This window comes from Micromonospora terminaliae (assembly GCF_009671205.1).
Lineage (GTDB): Bacteria > Actinomycetota > Actinomycetes > Mycobacteriales > Micromonosporaceae > Micromonospora > Micromonospora terminaliae.
In genome coordinates this window covers 4,249,162-4,267,715 of sequence record NZ_CP045309.1, presented here as the reverse complement: position 1 = coordinate 4,267,715, position 18,554 = coordinate 4,249,162, and the positions used below count along the sequence as shown (strand labels likewise).

19 protein-coding genes are annotated in these 18,554 nt (G+C 73.4%); 15 read left to right on the top strand and 4 right to left on the bottom strand.

Translation table 11 applies throughout. From position 1 onward, the window contains the following. Positions 1 to 279: 279 nt before the first annotated feature. On the top strand, positions 280 to 819 hold the full coding sequence (locus GCE86_RS19410; RefSeq protein WP_154228270.1) for an HNH endonuclease: 540 nt from the start codon (positions 280 to 282) through the stop codon (positions 817 to 819). A 7-nt stretch (positions 820 to 826) separates the two neighbouring features. On the opposite strand, the gene GCE86_RS19405 is transcribed toward GCE86_RS19410, so the two are convergent. The 3 genes from GCE86_RS19405 to GCE86_RS19395 all read right to left on the bottom strand — a co-directional run bounded on the left by GCE86_RS19405 (position 827) and on the right by GCE86_RS19395 (position 2,760). Next, a complete protein-coding gene (locus GCE86_RS19405) occupies positions 827 to 1,675 on the bottom strand; it encodes a class F sortase (protein WP_154228269.1) in 849 nt (282 codons plus the stop codon). A 12-nt stretch (positions 1,676 to 1,687) separates the two neighbouring features. Beyond that, on the bottom strand, positions 1,688 to 2,197 hold the full coding sequence (locus GCE86_RS19400) for a hypothetical protein (RefSeq protein WP_154228268.1): 510 nt from the start codon (positions 2,195 to 2,197) through the stop codon (positions 1,688 to 1,690). Positions 2,198 to 2,289: 92 nt separating this feature from the next. Next, positions 2,290 to 2,760, bottom strand: coding sequence for an Lrp/AsnC family transcriptional regulator (locus GCE86_RS19395; RefSeq protein ID WP_154228267.1), 471 nt, complete (start codon positions 2,758 to 2,760; stop codon positions 2,290 to 2,292). A 142-nt stretch (positions 2,761 to 2,902) separates the two neighbouring features. Between GCE86_RS19395 and GCE86_RS19390 the strand changes: the two genes are divergently transcribed. The 14 genes from GCE86_RS19390 to GCE86_RS19325 all read left to right on the top strand — a co-directional run bounded on the left by GCE86_RS19390 (position 2,903) and on the right by GCE86_RS19325 (position 15,805). Then, a complete protein-coding gene (locus tag GCE86_RS19390; RefSeq protein ID WP_154228266.1) occupies positions 2,903 to 3,787 on the top strand; it encodes a tryptophan 2,3-dioxygenase in 885 nt (294 codons plus the stop codon). A 14-nt stretch (positions 3,788 to 3,801) separates the two neighbouring features. Continuing rightward, positions 3,802 to 5,079, top strand: coding sequence for a kynureninase (kynU, locus tag GCE86_RS19385; protein ID WP_154228265.1), 1,278 nt, complete (start codon positions 3,802 to 3,804; stop codon positions 5,077 to 5,079). After that, positions 5,076 to 6,410, top strand: coding sequence for an FAD-dependent oxidoreductase (locus GCE86_RS19380; RefSeq protein WP_154228264.1), 1,335 nt, complete (start codon positions 5,076 to 5,078; stop codon positions 6,408 to 6,410). Before kynU ends, GCE86_RS19380 begins: the two co-directional genes overlap by 4 nt. Before the next feature lie 20 nt (positions 6,411 to 6,430). Next, positions 6,431 to 7,912, top strand: a complete 1,482-nt coding sequence (locus GCE86_RS19375; RefSeq protein WP_154230590.1) for a 2-hydroxymuconic semialdehyde dehydrogenase — start codon at positions 6,431 to 6,433, stop codon at positions 7,910 to 7,912. A 53-nt stretch (positions 7,913 to 7,965) separates the two neighbouring features. Continuing rightward, a complete protein-coding gene (locus tag GCE86_RS19370; RefSeq protein WP_154228263.1) occupies positions 7,966 to 8,760 on the top strand; it encodes a 2-keto-4-pentenoate hydratase in 795 nt (264 codons plus the stop codon). Beyond that, the gene (locus tag GCE86_RS19365; RefSeq protein WP_154228262.1) at positions 8,757 to 9,746 is read left to right on the top strand and encodes an acetaldehyde dehydrogenase (acetylating); all 990 of its coding nucleotides are present in this window, start codon (positions 8,757 to 8,759) and stop codon (positions 9,744 to 9,746) included. Before GCE86_RS19370 ends, GCE86_RS19365 begins: the two co-directional genes overlap by 4 nt. Next, entirely contained in the window at positions 9,743 to 10,804 is a 1,062-nt protein-coding gene (gene dmpG / locus GCE86_RS19360) for a 4-hydroxy-2-oxovalerate aldolase (protein WP_154228261.1), read from the top strand. Before GCE86_RS19365 ends, dmpG begins: the two co-directional genes overlap by 4 nt. Continuing rightward, positions 10,801 to 11,574 (top strand): 2-keto-4-pentenoate hydratase, encoded by a 774-nt coding sequence (locus tag GCE86_RS19355; RefSeq protein WP_154228260.1) that lies wholly within the window; start codon positions 10,801 to 10,803, stop codon positions 11,572 to 11,574. The genes dmpG and GCE86_RS19355 overlap by 4 nt, the downstream gene beginning before the upstream one ends. Beyond that, positions 11,571 to 11,993: a RidA family protein gene (locus GCE86_RS19350; RefSeq protein ID WP_154228259.1), complete on the top strand. Its 423-nt coding sequence runs from the start codon at positions 11,571 to 11,573 to the stop codon at positions 11,991 to 11,993. The genes GCE86_RS19355 and GCE86_RS19350 overlap by 4 nt, the downstream gene beginning before the upstream one ends. Then, a complete protein-coding gene (locus tag GCE86_RS19345; RefSeq protein ID WP_154228258.1) occupies positions 11,990 to 12,514 on the top strand; it encodes a 3-hydroxyanthranilate 3,4-dioxygenase in 525 nt (174 codons plus the stop codon). Before GCE86_RS19350 ends, GCE86_RS19345 begins: the two co-directional genes overlap by 4 nt. After that, complete coding sequence (locus GCE86_RS19340; RefSeq protein WP_154228257.1) at positions 12,514 to 13,515, top strand: amidohydrolase family protein; 1,002 nt, start codon at positions 12,514 to 12,516, stop codon at positions 13,513 to 13,515. The genes GCE86_RS19345 and GCE86_RS19340 overlap by 1 nt, the downstream gene beginning before the upstream one ends. A 64-nt stretch (positions 13,516 to 13,579) precedes the next feature. After that, the gene (locus tag GCE86_RS19335; protein ID WP_154228256.1) at positions 13,580 to 15,043 is read left to right on the top strand and encodes an amidase; all 1,464 of its coding nucleotides are present in this window, start codon (positions 13,580 to 13,582) and stop codon (positions 15,041 to 15,043) included. A gap of 56 nt (positions 15,044 to 15,099) precedes the next feature. Further along, on the top strand, positions 15,100 to 15,405 hold the full coding sequence (ctaJ, locus tag GCE86_RS19330) for an aa3-type cytochrome oxidase subunit CtaJ (RefSeq protein ID WP_476738999.1): 306 nt from the start codon (positions 15,100 to 15,102) through the stop codon (positions 15,403 to 15,405). Continuing rightward, entirely contained in the window at positions 15,392 to 15,805 is a 414-nt protein-coding gene (locus GCE86_RS19325) for a DUF5130 family protein (RefSeq protein ID WP_091269650.1), read from the top strand. The genes ctaJ and GCE86_RS19325 overlap by 14 nt, the downstream gene beginning before the upstream one ends. A gap of 103 nt (positions 15,806 to 15,908) precedes the next feature. Here the strand turns inward: GCE86_RS19325 and pepN are convergent, their stop codons facing one another. Next, positions 15,909 to 18,455 carry an aminopeptidase N gene (pepN, locus tag GCE86_RS19320; protein ID WP_154228255.1) on the bottom strand — a complete coding sequence of 849 codons (2,547 nt, stop codon included), beginning with the start codon at positions 18,453 to 18,455 and terminating at the stop codon, positions 15,909 to 15,911. Positions 18,456 to 18,554 lie beyond the last annotated feature (99 nt).

The window sequence follows — 18,554 nt, the reverse complement described above, 5'->3', positions numbered from 1 at the left end:
GGTCATCGGGCACAGATCCGGCACAACTGAGGTCGGCAAGGGCTGTCAAACAGTGTCAGGCGACGGCAGAGTTCGCCCAAGTCGGGCCGGTGATCCGTCCCGAAGCGGATGATCCTCATACCAGAGGAGGGATTAGTGCGTGCAATCCGAGGCGCGATCAGGGACTATTGGCGCAACGGACGTCGGTGATCCGGCCGGCGTCGGTGTCGTTCCCCGCTGCCCGCGGGGCGGTCCCGGCGCGGCGGCGGCAGGAGCGGCTGGACCGGGAGGGTGAGCACGATGCCTGACATACGACCCGCGGTGGGCTCCGGTGCACTCGTTCTCAACGCCACCTACGAGCCCCTGTGTGTCGTGTCGGTGCGTCGCGCCGCGATCCTCGTCCTCTCCGCCAAGGCCGTCTGCGTGGCCGACGGCGACGGCATCCTGCACAGCGCGCGCAACGCGCTCCCGGTTCCCTCGGTGGTCCGGCTGACCCGCTACGTCCGGGTTCCCTACCGCACCCACGTCGGGCTCTCCCGCCGGGCGATCTTCGCCCGGGACGGCTGGCGCTGCGCCTACTGCCGCGGCCCGGCAGAGACCATCGACCACGTCTTCCCGCGCAGCCGCGGCGGCCGGCACGCCTGGGAGAACGTGGTCGCCGCCTGCGCCCGCTGCAACCACACGAAGGGCGACAAGACGCCGGCCGAGCTGGGGTGGCGGCTGCACAACCTGCCGGCGGCCCCGAAGGGCACGGCCTGGCGGGTCCTCGGCCACCGGGCGCCCGACCCGCGCTGGGCCGACTGGCTCGACCTGCGCGAGCCGGAGCCCGAGGCGGCCTGAGCGGCGGTCACCGGGCCTTCACGAGCGAGGCGTAGACGACGAGGTTGTCCGCGTACCCGGTCTCGCCGCCCACCCAGCGCCCGCCACAGGTGATCAGCCGGAGGTTGGGCCGGCTGAAGTCGCCGTAGACCTCGCCGACCGGCAGCCGTTCCTTGCCGTACCGCTCGATCGACGTCACCTCGAAGACGGCCACCGACCGGTCCTGCCGGGTCACCTCGATCCGGTCGCCGTCGTCGAGGTCCTTGAGGTCGTGGAAGACGGCCGGCCCGGTGGTGGTGTCGACGTGCCCGACGATGACGGCCGGGCCGTACTGGCCGGGGGTGGGCCCCTGGTCGTACCAGCCGACCTCGCCGGCCCGCCCGACGTCCGGCACCGCGATGCTGCCGTCCGGTGCGATGCCGACCCGGTGCACCGGCGCCCGCAGGTCGATCTTGTTGATCGTGAGGTCGGTCGGCGGGCTGCCGGACAGCACCGGGAACTTCTTCGGCGGCGGGCGCAGCCCGGCGGTGAGCTGCGCGGGCAGCACGCTGATGCCGGTCAGCCGTTCCACCCCGAGCATGGCGACGATCAGCGCCATCACGGCCGCGACCACCAGCACCGGGACGCCGGGGCCGCGCTGGACGGCGTACCGCCAGCGCCCGGCGGCCGCGGCCGGCCGGGCCGGTGGCAGCGGGCGGGCGTGCGGGTCGGCGGTGGTGACGCTCGCCGAGAAGGCGTGCCCGGCGGCGCGGGCGAACCGGCGCGAGGCGCGGGACACCAGCCGCAGGCCGGTTCCGACCCGGGACCCGGCCCGGTGCCGGCCCCGGCGCGCCCGGCGGCCGGTGTCCTCGGTCCGGCGGCGCGGTGAGCGGGCCATGGCCGCACCTCGTCAGAAGCGGCTACCGGTCTTGCGCCGGGCGCCGACGCCGGCCACCACGGCCACCGCCACCAGGCCGCCGACCAGCAGCAGCGAGCCGGGCCCCCGGCCGCCCGCCGTGCCACCACCGCCGGTCGCCGGGCCCTTGCTCGGCTGGGCCATGTTCAGCACGGTGAGCATGGTGGAGGCGGTCCGCCCGTTGGAGCAGTCCAGGTTCACCGGGTAGTCGCCGGGCGCCTTGTTCCCGGGCACCGTGACCGCCCCGGTGAGGAAGCCGTTGTCCGGCCGGAGCATCACCCGGCCGAAGGCGTCCGACGTCACCTGTGCCTGCCGGTCGTTGTTGTTGTCGCAACTCGCCCGGATGCTCACCCGGGAGCCGGCCTGGACGCTGTTCGGCGTGACCTCGACGAAGACGTTCTCCCCGGCGCGGGCCGGCGAGGCGATGGTCAGGACGAACGCCGCGACGAGGCCGAGCAGCCCCAGAACGGCCCGGAGCGCGCGGTGTGACAGAAGCCCTCGCATGATTCCCCCCTTCCGGTGCGGCGCACCGGAATCCTGCTGACGGGCAGCGCGGGCTGCATTCCCCCTGACGTGGGGGCAAACCCGGGGGGCGGTCAGCGGCGCCGGCCGGCCGGGGAGGTTCCGGGCGGCGGGAGCGGGGTGACCGGGTGCCAGTCGAGCGGGGTGGAGAGCACCATGGTGCTGGACGGCTGGCCGTAGGGGGCGAGGCGGTCGATGACCCCCTCGAACTCGCCCATCGTGCCGGCGGCCACCTTCAGCATGCTGCACGCGTCGCCGGTGATCCGGTGGATCTCCATGATCTCCGGCCAGTCCGCCACCTCGGGGTCGTTGAGGATGCAGCGGGACCCGTAGCAGGACATCCGGATCAGGGCGAGCACGGTGCGGCCGGCGCGGGTGAGGTCCACGTGCGCGTGGTAGCCGGTGATCACCCCGGACTCCTCCAGCCGGCGGACCCGCTCGGCCACCGCGGGCGGGGACAGGTGCACCCGGCGGGACAGCTCGCTGTAGGAGAGCCGGGCGTCCGCCTGGAGTTCGCGCAGCAGCGCCCAGTCCATGTCGTCCACGCGGTGACCTTTCTTCCGTGAAGTCGAGGGCCGGACACGCCTTCGGCGTGACAGGTGAGACCACCGTACCGCCGTTGAACAGGCATTCCATCTGCGGATCAACCAGCGGCATCATGTCGTCTACCCCGGCGTACGGAGGGAGATGACGGTGGAACAGACGACGGCGGTGCGGCCGGCCACCCCGCAGCAGCGGGCGGCCAGGGCGGCGCGCAACGGTGGCAAACCGACCCTGGAGTTCGCCGAGCGGGTGCCCTACGACGCGTACGTCCACGCCAGCACGCTGCACCAGCTCCAGCAGCCGCTCAGCGACGACCCGGGCGAGATGTCCTTCCTCATGGTCAGCCAGATCATGGAGCTGTACTTCAAGCTGACCTGCCACGAGCTGCGCCACGCCCAGCGCGAGCTGCGGGCCAACCGGGTCTGGGACGCGCTGCCCCCGCTGCGCCGCGCCGCCCTGCACCTGGAGGGCCTCAACGCCGCCTGGCAGGGGCTGCGCTGGATGACGCCGGCCGACTTCAACCGGTTCCGCGACCGGCTCGGCGAGGGGTCCGGCTTCCAGTCGGCCATGTACCGGCAGCTGGAGTTCGTGCTCGGCCTGCGCGACCCGGCGCTGATCCGCCCGTTCCGCCGGCAGACCGAGGTGCACGCCGAGCTGACCGCCGCGCTGGCCACGCCGAGCCTGTGGGACGACGTGGTCGCGCTGCTCGCCCGGCGCGGCTTCGAGCTGCCGGACGACCTGCTGGAGCGGGACGTGGCGACCGAGCACGAGTCGCACCCCGCCGTCGAGGCGGCCTGGGTGCGCATCTACGCCGACGGCGGCCCCGACAACCACCTGCGCCTGCTCGGCGACGCGCTGAGCGAGGTGGCCGAGGGGTTCAGCGACTGGCGCTGGCACCACATCAAGGCGGTGCAGCGCTCGATGGGCGCCAAGGTCGGCAGCGGCGGCTCCGCCGGGCTGGCCTGGTTGCAGCGGAGCATGGCCCGGGTGGTATTCCCGGAGCTGTGGTCCGCCCGTACCGCGATGTGACCGGAGAGAGCAGCATGCACACCCCCGAAGAAGACGCCCGCGCCCGCGACGCCGCCGACCCCGGCCACCGGCACCTGTTCCTCGTTCCGCCGGCCGAGGGTGGGCGCTATCCCGAGGTGGCGTACCTGGCCGGCAACTCGCTGGGCCTGCAACCCCGCGCCACCCGTGACGAACTCCTCGCCGACCTGGACGCCTGGCGGCGGCTGGGCGTGGAGGGGCACCTGGAGGCGGAGCGGCCCTGGCTGCCGTACCACGAACTGCTGACCGCGCCGGCCGCGCGACTGGTCGGCGCCCGCCCCGCGGAGACCGTGGTGATGAACTCCCTCACGGTCAACCTGCACCTGCTCATGGTGAGCTTCTACCGGCCGGCGGGGAAGCGGACCCGGATCGTCATCGAGGACAGCGCCTTCCCCTCCGACAGCTACGCGGTGCGCAGCCAGGCGCGCTTCCACGGCCTGGACCCGGACACCGCCGTCGTCCGCCTCGCGCCGCGCCCCGGCGAGGACACCCTGCGGACCCAGGACGTGCTCGACTTCCTGGCCACCGAGGGGCACACCGTGGCGCTGCTGCTGCTCGGTGGCGTCAACTACCTGACCGGCGAGCTCATGGACATTCCGGCGATCACCGCCGCCGGTCGGGCCGCCGGCGCCGTCGTCGGGTGGGACCTGGCGCACGCGGCGGGCAACGTGCCCCTCGCCCTGCACGACTGGGACGTCGACTTCGCCGCCTGGTGCTCCTACAAGTACCTGAACTCCGGGCCCGGGGCGCTGGGCGGTGTCTTCGTCCACGAGCGCCACCTGGGCGACCCGGAACTCCCGCGCTTCGAGGGCTGGTGGAGCACCGAGGCGGCCACCCGGTTCGAGATGACCCCGGTGTCCCGGCCGCCGGCCACCGTCGAGGCGTGGCAGATCTCCAACCCGCCGATCTTCGCCATGGGCCCGGTGCGCACCTCGCTGGAACTGTTCGACTCGGTCGGCATGCCCGCGCTGCGCGAGCGCAGCCTCCGGCTCACCGGCTACCTGGAGGGCCTGCTCGACGAGGTGACCGCCGACCGGCCGCTGACCGTGGTCACCCCGCGCGACCCGGCCCGCCGGGGCTGCCAGCTCTCCGTGCGGATCGGCGCGGGCAGCGCCAACGAGCTGACCAAGCGGCTGCGGCACGAGCACGGCGTGATCGCCGACGCCCGGGAGCCGGACATCGTGCGGTTCGCGCCGGTGCCGCTCTACTCGACGTACCACGACTGCTGGCGGGTCGCCGACGCGCTGGCCGCGACGGTGGAGGCCACCTCATGAGCACGGACCGCGAGGAGATCGCCGTCGTCGGCGCGGGGCTGGCCGGCTGCCTGCTGGCCTGCTTCCTGGCCCGGCGCGGCTACCCGGTCGCGCTCTACGAGCGGCGGCCGGACCCGCGCACCGGGAAGGTCGAGCGGGGCCGCTCGATCAACCTGGCGCTCTCCGAGCGCGGCCTGGACGCGCTGCGCCGGATCGGGCTGGACCGCCAGGTGATGACCGACGCGCTGCCGATGCGCGGCCGGATGATCCACCCGGTGGAGGGGGAGCCGCAGTTCCAGTCGTACAGCGTCGCCGGCGACCGGGCGATCAACTCGATCAGCCGGGGCGCGCTGAACAATGCGCTGCTCGACGCCGCCACCGCGCTGCCGGGCGTGCGGATCGCCTTCGACCACCGGCTCGTCGGGCTCGACCCGGCCACCGGCGAGATGACCTTCGAGACCCCGCAGGGCAAGGTCACCGAGACCGCGTCGGTGGTGCTGGGCGCCGACGGCGCCGGCTCCGCCGTGCGCGGGCAGCTGCTCGCGTACGGGGCGCTGACCGAGAGTCTGGACTTCCTCGACTACGGCTACAAGGAACTCACCATCCCGCCGATCGGCGGCGAGTTCGCCCTGGACCCGGGCGCGCTGCACATCTGGCCGCGCGGCACCTCCATGATGATCGCGCTGCCCAACCCGGACCGCTCGTTCACCTGCACGCTGTTCTGGCCGACCCACGGCACGCAGAGCTTCGCGTCGCTGGGCAGCCCGGCGGCCATCGAGCGGTACTTCGCCACCCACTACCCGGACCTGGTGCCGCTCGCCCCGAACCTGGTCGACGACTACCAGCACAACCCGGTCGGGGTGCTCGGCACGGTCCGCTGCACCCCGTGGCAGCTGGACGGCCGGGTGGGCCTGCTCGGCGACGCGGCGCACGCCATCGTGCCGTTCTACGGCCAGGGCGCGAACTGCGCGTTCGAGGACGTGGTCGAGCTGGACCGCTGCCTGGACGAGTGCGGCGACCAGTGGGCCTCGGCGCTGCCGCTGTTCCAGCACCGCCGGCAGGCCAACGCCGAGGCGATCGCCCGGATGGCGCTGACCAACTTCGTGGAGATGCGGGACAAGGTCGCCTCCCCGGTGTTCCAGACCCGCAAGAAGATCGAGCACGCGCTGGAGCGGGCCCTGCCCGGCCGCTACGTCTCGCAGTACGAGCTGGTCTCCTTCTCCACCACCCCGTACGCCGAGGTGCGCCGCCGGGTGCGCCGCCAGTACCGGGTGGTGGGGGCGGTGGCCGCCGGGGCGGTGGCGGCGCTGGCCGGGGCAGCGGTGGCGCTCGGCCGAGGGAGGCGAGGATGACGCTCTGGGATCCCCGGCTGATGGCCGGGCACGCGCCGGACGGCCCCGGCCTGCTGCGCAACTTCGTGGGTGGTTCCTTCACCGACGCCGGGCCGCGGTTCGTCAAGCGCAGCCCCGTCACCGGCGAGCCGGTCTTCGAGGTGGTCGAGGCCGGCGAGTCCGTCGTGGACGACGCGGTCACCGCGGCCCGGGCGGCGCTGCGCGGCCCGTGGGGCCGGATGGGGGAGCGGGAGCGCGCCGAGGTGCTCCGCCGGGTCGCCGACGAGCTGGAGCGCCGCTTCGACGACCTGGTCGCCGCCGAGGTGGCCGACACCGGCAAGGCCATCTCGCAGGCCCGCACGCTGGACATCCCGCGCGGGGCGGCCAACTTCCGGGCGTTCGCCGAGATCGTGGCGACCGCGCCGACCGAGTCGTTCACCACGGTCACCCCGACCGGCGGCCGGGCCCTGAACTACGCGGTCCGTAAGCCGGTCGGCGTGGTCGCGATCATCGTGCCCTGGAACCTGCCGCTGCTGCTGCTCACCTGGAAGGTCGCCCCGGCCCTGGCCTGCGGCAACGCCGTGGTGGTGAAGCCCAGCGAGGAGACCCCCGCCTCGGCGACCCTGCTCGCCGAGGTGATGGCCGCGGCGGGCGTGCCCGAGGGCGTGTTCAACCTGGTGCACGGCTTCGGCCCCGGCTCGGCCGGCGAGCACCTCACCCGGCACCCGGGTGTCGACGCGATCACCTTCACCGGGGAGTCGGCCACCGGCAGCGCCATCATGCGGGCCGCCGCCGACGGAGTGAAGGCGGTCAGCTTCGAACTGGGCGGCAAGAACGCCGGCCTGGTCTTCGCCGACGCCGACCTGGACGCGGCGGTCGCCGGCTCGGTCCGGTCCAGCTTCACCAACGGCGGCCAGGTCTGCCTCTGCACCGAGCGGATCTACGTGCAGCGGCCGGTCTTCGAGGAGTTCACGGCCCGGCTGGCCAAGCGCGCCGACGAGCTGGCGTACGGCTGGCCGGCCGACGAGGCCACCGCGAACATGCCGCTGATCTCGCACACCCACCGGGACAAGGTGCTCGGCCACTACGACGTGGCCCGCACCGAGGGCGCCGAGGTACGCGCCGGGGGCGGGACGCCGCGCTTCGGCGACGCCCGCGACGGCGGCGCGTACGTGCAGCCGACCGTGCTCACCGGGCTGGGCCCGGACGCCCGCACCAACCGCGAGGAGATCTTCGGCCCGGTGGTGCACGTGGCGCCGTTCGACGACGAGGACGAGGCGTACGCCCTGGCCAACGGCACCGACTACGGCCTGGCGGCGACGGTCTGGACCCGGGACGTGGGCCGGGCGCACCGGGCCGGGTCCCGGCTGGACGCCGGCATCGTCTGGGTGAACACCTGGTTCCTGCGCGACCTGCGCACGCCGTTCGGCGGGGTGAAGGCGTCCGGCATCGGCCGGGAGGGCGGGGTGCACTCGCTCGACTTCTACTCCGAACTCACCAACGTCTGCGTGGACCTCTCATGAGTGCGCACTCGGGGCAGAATGGCTCGCGCCGCAAGCGAACGCGAGGAGCCGGGATGACCGTGGACATCGAAGCCGCCAACCGGGAACTGGCCGTGGCCCGGCAGGAGGAGAAGCCGTGCCCGCCGCTGCGCGGCCGGCTGCTGCCGGAGGGCGACATCGCGGCCGCCTACCAGGTGCAGCAGGTCTACACCCGGCAGCGGCTCGGCAAGGGCCACCGCCGGGTCGGCGCGAAGATCGGTCTCACCTCCCGGGCCGTGCAGGAGAACTTCGGCGTCTTCCAGCCCGACTTCGGGGTGCTCTTCGACGACATGGCGGTCGGCGACGGCGTCGAGGTGCCCATGAGCCGGCTGCTCCAGCCCCGGGTGGAGGCGGAGATCGCCTTCGTGCTGGGCGCGGACCTGCCCGACGAGCGGGTCACCACCGTCGACCTGATCCGGGCCGTCGACCACGTGCTGCCGGCCATCGAGATCGTCGACTCGCGGATCGCCGGCTGGGACATCTCCATCGTGGACACCGTGGCGGACAACGCCTCCAGCGGGTTGTTCGTGCTCGGCACCGCGCCGCGCCGGCTGGCCGACGTGGACCTGCGGCTGTGCGGGATGGTGCTGGAGCACGCCGGCGAGCCGGTCTCAGTGGGCGCCGGGGCGGCCTGCCTCGGCAACCCGCTGCACGCGCTCGAATGGCTGGCCGGCACCATGGCCCGCGCCGGCGACCCGCTGAAGGCCGGGGACGTGGTGCTCTCCGGGGCGCTCGGCCCGATGGTGCCCGTGACGCCGGGGGCGGCGTACGAGGCGCGGATCTCCGGGCTCGGCTCGGTGCGGACCTGTTTCTCCAAGGAGGCCTCATGACCGTCGGCGTGGCGGTGCTCGGGTCGGGCAACATCGGCACCGACCTCATGATCAAGGTTTTGCGGCTCAGTGACAGCCTGCGGATGGTGGCCATGGCCGGCATCGACCCCGAGTCCGACGGCCTCGCCCGGGCCCGCCGGCTCGGTGTGGCGACCACCGCCGAGGGCGTGGACGGCCTGGTCGCCATGCCGGAGTTCGCCGACGTCGAGCTCGTGTTCGACGCCACCTCGGCGGGCGCGCACCGGCACCACGATGCGGTGCTGCGGGCGCACGGCCGGACCGTGGTCGATCTGACGCCCGCCGCCATCGGCCCGTACGTGGTGCCGCCGGTCAATCTCGACGAGCACCTGCGCGAGACCAACGTGAACATGGTGACCTGCGGCGGGCAGGCCACCGTGCCGATCGTGCACGCGGTCGGCCGGGTCACCCCGGTCGTGTACGGGGAGATCGTCGCATCGATCGCCTCGAAGTCGGCCGGGCCGGGCACCCGGGCCAACATCGACGAGTTCACCGAGACCACGGCCCGGGCCATCGAGGTGGTGGGCGGCGCCGAGCGCGGCAAGGCCATCATCGTGCTGAACCCGGCCGACCCGCCGCTGCTCATGCGGGACACCGTCTACTGCCTGTGCCCCGACGCCGACGCCGACCGCGGCGCGATCGCCGCCTCGGTGGCCGACATGGTGAAGTCCGTGCAGGAGTACGTCCCGGGTTACCGGCTCAAGCAGGACGTGCAGTTCGACCGGGTGGACACGTGCGCGCCCGTGCTGGGCCGGCACTTCACCGGGCTCCAGGTCTCGGTCTTCCTGGAGGTCTCCGGCGCCGGGCACTACCTGCCCGCGTACGCCGGGAACCTGGACATCATGACCTCGGCCGCGCTGCGCACCGCGGAGCGACTGGTGGCCCTGCGCGCGACGGGGGTCGGGGTGAGCGCGAGGAGTGCAGCGGAGCGGAGCCCCGCAGTCGCGAACAACGGGGGGATCGCATGACCGACCTCTACATCCAGGACGTGACCCTGCGCGACGGCATGCACGCCATCGCGCACCGGTACACGGTGGACCAGGTGCGGACGATCGCCGCCGCGCTCGACGCGGCCGGGGTGGCCGCCATCGAGGTGGCGCACGGCGACGGCCTGGCCGGCTCCAGCGTCAACTACGGCCACGGGGCGGCCGGCGACGCCGACTGGATCGCCGCCGCCGCCGAGGTGCTGACCGGCGCGCGGCTCACCACCCTGCTGCTGCCCGGCATCGGCACCATCGCCGACCTCAAGGCCGCCCGGGCGCTCGGCGTGACCAGCGTCCGGATCGCCACCCACTGCACCGAGGCGGACATCTCCGCCCAGCACATCTCCTGGGCCCGCGAGAACGGCATGGACGTCTCCGGGTTCCTCATGATGTCGCACATGAACGACCCGGCCGGGCTGGCCGCCCAGGCCAAGCTCATGGAGTCGTACGGGGCGCACTGCGTCTACGTCACCGACTCCGGCGGGCGGCTGCTCATGTCCGACGTGGCGCAGCGGGTCGACGCGTACCGGCAGGTGCTCGACCCGGAGACGCAGATCGGCATCCACGCCCACCACAACCTGTCGCTCGGCGTCGCCAACAGCGTGCTGGCCGTCGAGCACGGCCGGATCGCCGGCCCCGGGCCGGCCGGCGCGGACGCACCGCACGGCCGGATCGTCCGGGTGGACGCGTCGCTGGCCGGCATGGGCGCGGGCGCCGGCAACGCCCCGCTGGAGGTCTTCGTCGCGGTCGCCGAACTGCACGGCTGGAAACACGGCTGCGACGTGTTCGCGCTCATGGACGCGGCCGACGACCTGGTCCGCCCGCTCCAGGACCGGCCGGTCCAGGTCGACCGGGAGACGCTCTCCCTCGGGTACGCGGGGGTCTACTCCAGCTTCCTCCGCCATGCCGAGCGCGCCTCGGCGAAGTACGGGGTGGACGTCCGCTCGATCCTGGTCGAGCTGGGCCGGCGCCGCATGGTGGGCGGCCAGGAGGACATGATCGTGGACGTGGCACTCGACCTGGCCGGCAAGGAGAACTCATGATCGGGCCGGACATCGCAGGGATCGCCGAGAAGCTGGGCGCGGCTGCCGACTCGGCCACCGCGATCCCGCAGCTCGCGGCCGAGACCGGCCTCGACGTCGACGCCGCGTACGGCGTGCAGACCGCGCTGCTGCAGCGCCGCCTCGACCGGGGCGAGCGGCTGGTCGGGCTGAAGATGGGCCTGACCAGCAAGGCGAAGATGGCGCAGGTCGGCGTGGACGAGGTGATCTGGGGCCGGCTCACCGACGCCATGCGGGTGCCCGACGGCGGCACGGTCGACGTGGCGGGGTTCATCCACCCCCGGGTCGAGCCGGAGGTGGCGTTCCTGCTGGACCGCCTGCCCGACCCGGGCGAGCCGGTCGGCTCCTTCACCCGGGCCGTGCGCGCGGTCGCCCCGGCGCTCGAGCTGATCGACTCCCGGTACGCGAACTTCACCTTCTCCCTCCCGGACGTCGTGGCCGACAACACCTCGGCCGCCGCGTTCGTGGTCGGGCCCTGGTCACCGGTGCCGGACGGCCTGGACAACCTCGGCGTGCTGCTGGAGATCGACGGCCGGGTGGCCCAGGTCGGCTCGACCGCGGCGATCCTCGGCGACCCGCGCCGCGCACTCGACGAGGGCATCCGCCTGGCCGGCCGGCACGGCGTCCGGCTCCGCAAGGGCTGGGTCTTCCTGGCCGGCGCGGCCACCGCCGCCGTGCCGCTGCGCCCCGGCGCGCACGTCCGGGCCGTCGTGGAGAAGCTGGGAACGGCGTCCCTGAAGGCGGCGGCATGACGGCCCGGGTGGTCGCCGGGAAGGCCGTGCCGCGCGGCGCCTTCCCGCACGTCAAGGTCGCCGGCGGGTTCGTCTTCGTCTCGGGTACGTCGTCGCGCCGGCCGGACAACACCTTCGCCGGCGTGGCGGTGGACGAGTTCGGCACCACCGACCTCGACATCCGGGCGCAGACCCGGGCGGTGATCGAGAACATCCGGGACCTGCTCCGGTCGGCCGGCGCCGACCTGGCCGACCTCGTGCAGGTCACCAGCTACCTGGTCAACATGAACGACTTCGGTGGCTACAACGAGGTGTGGGCGGAGTTCTTCGACGCCACCGGGCCGACCCGCACCACGGTGGCCGTGCACCAGCTTCCGCACCCGCACCTGCTCATCGAGATGCAGGCCGTGGCCCTACTTCCGTCGGGAGGTCCGTCATGAGTGAGATCGCCGAGCCGTTCAGCTTCTCCGGCTGGATCGGGGAGAACCAGCACCTGCTCAAGCCGCCGGTGGGCAACAAGGAGATGCTGCCGGGCAGCGACGACTTCATCGTCATGGTGGTCGGCGGCCCGAACCAGCGGACCGACTTCCACGTCGACCCGTACGAGGAGTTCTTCTACCAGGTCAAGGGCAACATGCACATCAACCTCATGCTGCCCGAGGGTCCGCGTACGGTGCACGTGCGCGAGGGCCAGATGTGGATGCTGCCGCGCAACACCCCGCACTCGCCGCAGCGTCCCGAGGCCGGCTCGATCGGCATGGTGATCGAGCGGGTCCGCGAGGAGGGCACGCTGGAGAAGTTCCAGTGGTACTGCCCCGAGTGCAGCCACAAGGTGCACGAGGTCGAGCTCCAGGTGCGCGACATCGCCGCCGACCTGCCGCCGGTCTTCGCGGCGTTCTACGGCGACGAGAAGGCCCGCACCTGCACCAACTGCGGCGCGCTGCACCCGGGCAAGGGCTGATGCCCGGGCCCGTCGTGGACGTGCACACGCACGTCGTACCCAAGGGGTGGCCGGACCTCGCCGCGGCCTGCGGCGGGTCCGGCTGGCCCTGGCTCCGGGTGGATTCCGAACGGGCCGCCATGATCATGGTGGGGGAGACGGAGTTCCGGCCGGTCGGCGCGGAGTGCTGGGACCCGGAGACCCGGCTCGCCGACATGGCCGCGGACGGCGTGGACGTGCAGGTCGTCTCGCCCACCCCGGTCTTCTTCAGCTACGACCGGCCCGCCGACCAGGCGGTGAAGGTGGCCCGGATCTTCAACGACCGCACGCTGGAGGTCACCGCCGGTGGCGGTGACCGGCTCGTGCCGTTCTGCCAGGTGCCGTTGCAGGACCCGGACGCCGCCTGCGCGGAACTCGACCGCTGCCTGGCCGCCGGGCACGCCGGGGTGGAGATCGGCAACCACGTCGGCGACCGGGACCTCGACGACGCGGGCATCGTGCAGTTCCTGACCCACTGCGCCGAGGTGGGCGCGCCGGTCTTCGTGCACCCGTGGGACATGCCGGGCGGCCCCCGGCTGGACCGGTGGATGGCCCGCTGGCTGACCGGGATGCCGGCCGAGACGCACCTGTCGGTGCTGGCGCTGATCCTCGGCGGGGTCTTCGACCGGGTGCCGGAGACGCTGCGGATCTGCTTCGCGCACGGCGGCGGCAGCTTCCCGTTCTGGCTGGGCCGCGCCGACAACGCCTGGCACCGCCGCGGCGACCTGGTCCGTGGCGCGTCCAGCGCCCCGCCGAGCGCCTACGTGGACCGGTTCAGCGTCGACTCGGTGGTCTTCGACCCGGCGGCGCTGCGGCTGCTGGTCGACACGATGGGCGAGGACCGGGTGCTCGTGGGCAGCGACTACCCGTACCCGCTGGGGGAGCGGCCGGTCGGTCAGGTGGTCCGCAAGGCCGACTTCCTCACCGCCGACCAGCGCGACAAGCTGCTGTCCCGCAACGCCCTGCGCTTCCTGCACGGCTGACCGCGCCGCGGGCGCGCGGCGGGTGGTGAGTGCGAGGGCCGCCGTGACCAGGCAGGATGGGGGCATGGCCGAGCCGCACGACCTGACGGCGCTGGAGCAGGCCGCCGCCATCCGCCGGGGCGAGCTGTCCAGCGTGGAGCTGGTCGAGCACCACCTGCGCCGGGTGGACGCGCTCGCCGACACCCTCGGCGCGTTCGTCACCGTCACCCCGGAGCGCGCCCGGGCGGCGGCGGCCGCCGCCGACGCGGTGCCCGCGGACCGGCGCGGCCTCCTGCACGGGGTGCCGACCGCCATCAAGGACCTCACCCTCACGGCCGGGGTCCGCACCACCTTCGGCTCGGCGGCCTTCGCCGACTTCGTGCCGCCCGTCGACGCCGACGTGGTCCGGTTCATGGCCGCCGCCGGGCTGGTGAGCCTCGGCAAGACCACCACCTCCGAGCTGGGCTGCTCGCTCTACTCGGAGGGCCTCGTGGCGCCGCCGGCCCGCAACCCGTGGAGCCTCGCCCACACGGCGGGCGGCTCCAGCGGCGGGGCGGCGGCCGCCGTGGCCGGCGGGTTAGTGCCGGTGGCGCAGGGCTCCGACGGCGGCGGGTCGCTACGCATTCCGGCGGCCCTGTGCGGGCTGGTCGGCTACAAGCCGAGCCGGGGCCTCGTCTCCGGCGGCCCGATCGGCTTCGGGGCGTTCGGGCTGCCCATCAGCGGCCCGCTCGGCCGGACCGTGACCGACGTGGCCGCGCTGCTCGACGTCCTGGCGCAACCGGTGCCCGGCGAGCCCTACCTCCCGCCCGCCGCACCCGACGGCGGCTATCTGGGCGCGGCCCGCGCCGCCGCCCCGGGCCGGCTGCGGATCGGGCGGTTCACCACCCCGATGCTCGCCGACGAGCCGGTCCACCCGGACTGCGTGGCCGCCGTCGACCGGGCCGCCGCGCTGCTCACCGAGGCCGGCCACGAGGTGGTCGACGTCCCCGCGCCGCTCGGCCCCGAGGCCTGGCCGCTCTTCGAGACCGTCTGGTACGTGCTGGCGCTCGCCCCGGTGCCGTCCGAACGGGAGAGCGACCTGTTGCCGCTGACCCGGTTCCTCCGGGCCCGGGGCACGGCCGTCGGGGCCGGCCCGCTGATGGCCGCGCTCGGCGAACTCCAGGCCCAGGTACGCCGCGGCGTGCGCCGTACCGCCGGCTGCGACCTGCTGCTCTGCCCGACCCTGGCCGCGCCGCAGGCGTCGGTGGGGGCGTTCGCCAGCCTCGACCCGGCCGAGGATTTCGACCGCCAGCGGCGGTTTTCGCCGTACTGCGCCATCTTCAACGTCACCGGCGACCCGTCCGTTTCCCTGCCGGTCGGCCGCACCGGCGACGGGCTGCCCGTCGGGGTGCTGCTCACCGGCCGCTACGGCGACGACGCGACATTGATAGCGACTGCCGCGCAACTGGAGCACGGCTGTGGCGGATGGGATCACCACCCCGCAATCTGGCGGGCCGTCGACTCCGCTAACGTGAACAGCACAAGCGGAGTCGGGCGCGCGTCGTCATGACCGTCCACCCGACCCGGAACATTCCTGGTCTCTCTTTCCGCCTGGGGGCGTTGGGATTGTCTGTTACCGAGACGTTGCTGGTCTTCGTCGGCATCCCGGCGGCCGCCGTGCTGGTGATCGCCGGACTGGCGGCCGCCGGCACTCGCGGCGGTGGCGGTGGCGGCGCCAAGCGCTACCGGCCGGGCCGGCCCTTCGACTTCACTCCGGTCTGGTTCCTGGGCCGTCCGGAGCAGCTGGCCGACTCGGCCGGCACCGCACTGGCCGCCGGCGCGCAGGCGCCGGCGCTGACCAGCCGCAAGCAGGAGCAGGCCGGCCGGGAGGCGCCGGCCGGTGGAACCGGAGGCGCAAGTGACCGTTGGTGAGAAGCAGGCCGCGACGGGGACGGGTAACCCGCCGGAGGTTCTGGACGGGCCGTTCTCGACCCGTCAGCTGCTCCGCATCGACGAGGCGCTCCGCCTGGCCGACCAGGGCACCGGCCTGGTGTTCTCGGTCTACGTGGGCGGCCTCGACGAGCCGATCCGGGAGCACGCCCAGCGGCTGCACCGCCAGCTCGCCGAGCCGGACCGGTCGGTGCTGATCGCCGTGTCGCCCAACCAGCGGCAGCTCGAGATCGTCACGGGCCGCTACGCGCGCAAGCGCATCCCGGACACGTACGCCAAGCTGGCCGCGCTCTCCATGGTGGCCTCGTTCGGCGGCGGCGACCTGGCCGGCGGCATCATCCAGGGCCTCGACCAGCTCGCCAGCCACGCCGGCAAGGGCTGAGCCCACCCGCAGTACGACGAAGCCCGGCCCGCGAAACGCGGGCCGGGCTTTCTCGTGTCTGCGGGAGGGCGACCCGGGCCTGGCCCGGGCCGCCCCCGGATGGTCAGGCGGTCCGGGCGTCCCGGGCGCGGGCCTTGAGGGCCCGGGCCACGCCGTCGCGGCCCTCGGCGACCAGCCGGCGCAGCGGCGCGGGGTGACCCTCCTGGGCCAGCCAGGCATCGGTGGCGGCCACCGTGTCCTCCTCGACCAGGTACGCCGGGTAGGCGAGCTGGACGAACTCCTGCGCCGGCTCGCTGTCCCGCTGCGCCCACACCTGCGCCGCAGCGGCGAAGTACTTCTCCCGGTAGGGCGCGGTGATCTCCACCTGCGCCGGGTGGGTGAAGCCCTGCAGCAGCGCCCGGTTGCGCCAGTTCGGCAGCGCCTCCGGGCCGGTGAGCTGCGCCCACACCGCCGCCTTGTTCTCGGCGGTCGGCACCAGCGCGTGCGCGTACGCGGCCTCCCGCTCGCCGCTGGCGGTCCGGTCGCGGGCCAGCTCGCCCTCCACGTCGGCCGCCCCGGCTGCGCCGTTGGCCACCAGCGACTGGAGGACGGTCCAGCGCAGCTCGGTGTCGACGGTCAGCCCGGCCGGCACCTCGGCGCCGTCCAGCCAGCCCCGGAGCGTCGCCAGGTCCTCGCCGGAACGGGCCGCGGAGGCGTACGCGCGGGCCCAGGCGAGCTGGAAGCCGCTGCCCGGCTCGGCCGCGGCGAGCGCGGTGCGGGCGGTGCGGGCCAGGTCGGCCCAGCCGGTCGGCGCCCAGGCCGGGTCGGCGTAGAAGGTGAGCGTGGTGGTCGCCTGGCGCAGGGTGGCGGTGACCAGGTTGATGTCGGTCTCCGCCGGCAGCCCGGCCAGGACCAGCGCCACGTAGTCCCGGGCCGACAGCTCGGCGTCGCGGGTCATGTCCCAGGCGGCGGTCCAGCAGAGCGCCCGGGCCAGCGACGAGTCGAAGCCGGCGATGTGCTGCACCACGGTCGCCATGGACCGCTCGTCGAGCCGCAGCTTGGTGTAGGTCAGGTCGTCGTCGTTGAGCAGCAGCACGTCGGCGGCGGGCTTGCCGTGCAGCAGGGACAGCTCGGTCAGCTCGCCGGTCACGTCGACCTCGACCCGCTCCCGCCGGACCAGCCGGCCGTCGGTCAGGTCGTAGAGGCCCACGCCGATCCGGTGGGTCCGCAGGGTCGGGTGGCCGGCCGGCGCCTCCTGCCGCACCAGCACCTGCTCGTACGCGCCGTCGGCGCCGATGACCACCTCGGGGCGCAGCGTGTTGACCTGCGCCGTCTCCAGCCACTGGGCGGCGAACTTGCGCAGCTCCCGGCCGGAGGCGGTCTCCAGCTCGGAGAGCAGGTCGTCGAAGGTGGCGTTGCCCCAGGCGTGCTTGCCGAAGTAGGCGCGCAGGCCGGCCAGGAACGGCTCCTCGCCCACGTACGCCACGAGCTGCTTGAGCACGCTGGCGCCCTTGGCGTAGGTGATGCCGTCGAAGTTGACCTCGACCGCCTCCAGGTCCGGCATCTCGCAGTAGACCGGGTGGGTGGAGGAGAGCTGGTCCTGCCGGTAGCCCCAGTTCTTCCGGATGGACAGGAAGGTCGTCCAGGCGTCGGAGAAGCGGGTGGCGTGGGTGTTGCACCAGTGGCTGGCCCACTCGGCGAACGACTCGTTCAACCACAGGTCGTTCCACCAGCGCATGGTGACCAGGTCACCGAACCACATGTGCGCCAGCTCGTGCAGGATCGTGTTGGCCCGCTGCTCGTACTCGAAGTCGGTGACCTGCGAGCGGAAGATGTAGTGCGACTCGGCGTGCGTGACGCAGCCGAAGTTCTCCATGGCGCCGGCGTTGAAGTCCGGCACCCAGAGCTGGTCGTACTTGGGCAGCGGGTAGCGCACCTGGAACTTCTCGTGGAAGAAGTCGAAGCCCTGCTTGGTGATGAGGAACAGGTCGTCCGCGTCCAGGTACTGCGCCATCGAGGCCCGGCAGTAGACGCCCAGGTCGATGCTGTCGTGGCTGTCGCGCACCTCGTGGTACGGGCCGGCGCAGAGCGCCGTGATGTAGGTGCTCATCCGCGCCGACTCGGCGAAGTGGACGGTCTTGAGCGCCTCGCCGGCCGGCTCCTCGCGCTCGACGGGCATGTTGGACACCACCCGCCAGTGCTCCGGGACGGTGGCGTGCCAGGTGTAGACGCTCTTCAGGTCGGGCTGGTCGAAGCAGGCGAAGACCCTCTGCGCGTCGGCCGTCTCGAACTGGCTGTAGAGGTAGGTCTCGCCGTCCACCGGGTCGACCGTGCGGTGCAGGCCCTGCCCGCTGTTCGAGTAGCCGAAGTCGGCGTCGACCACGAGGACGTTCTCGGCGGCCAGGCCGGTGAGGGTGAGCCCCTTCTCGGCGGACCAGCCGGAGATGTCGATCGGCGTGCCGTTCAGCGTCGCCGACCGCACCGACTCGGCGGCCGTCTCGATGAAGGTGCTCGCTCCCGGCTCGGCGCAGCGGAACCGGACCTCGGTCACCGACCGGAACGTGCGGCCGTCGGCCTGCACCGCGGTCGACAGGTCAAGCTTGATGTCGTACCCGGTGACGTCGAGCAGGCGGGCCCGCTCGGTGGCCTCGACCTGGGTCAGGTTGCGCACTCCCGGCACTGTTCGTCTCCATCCCACTCGTCTCGCCGCGCCCCGCGGCACCGGCCTCCCGGCCCGCTCGTGACGGCCGGTCCGAAACCGAGTCTTCCA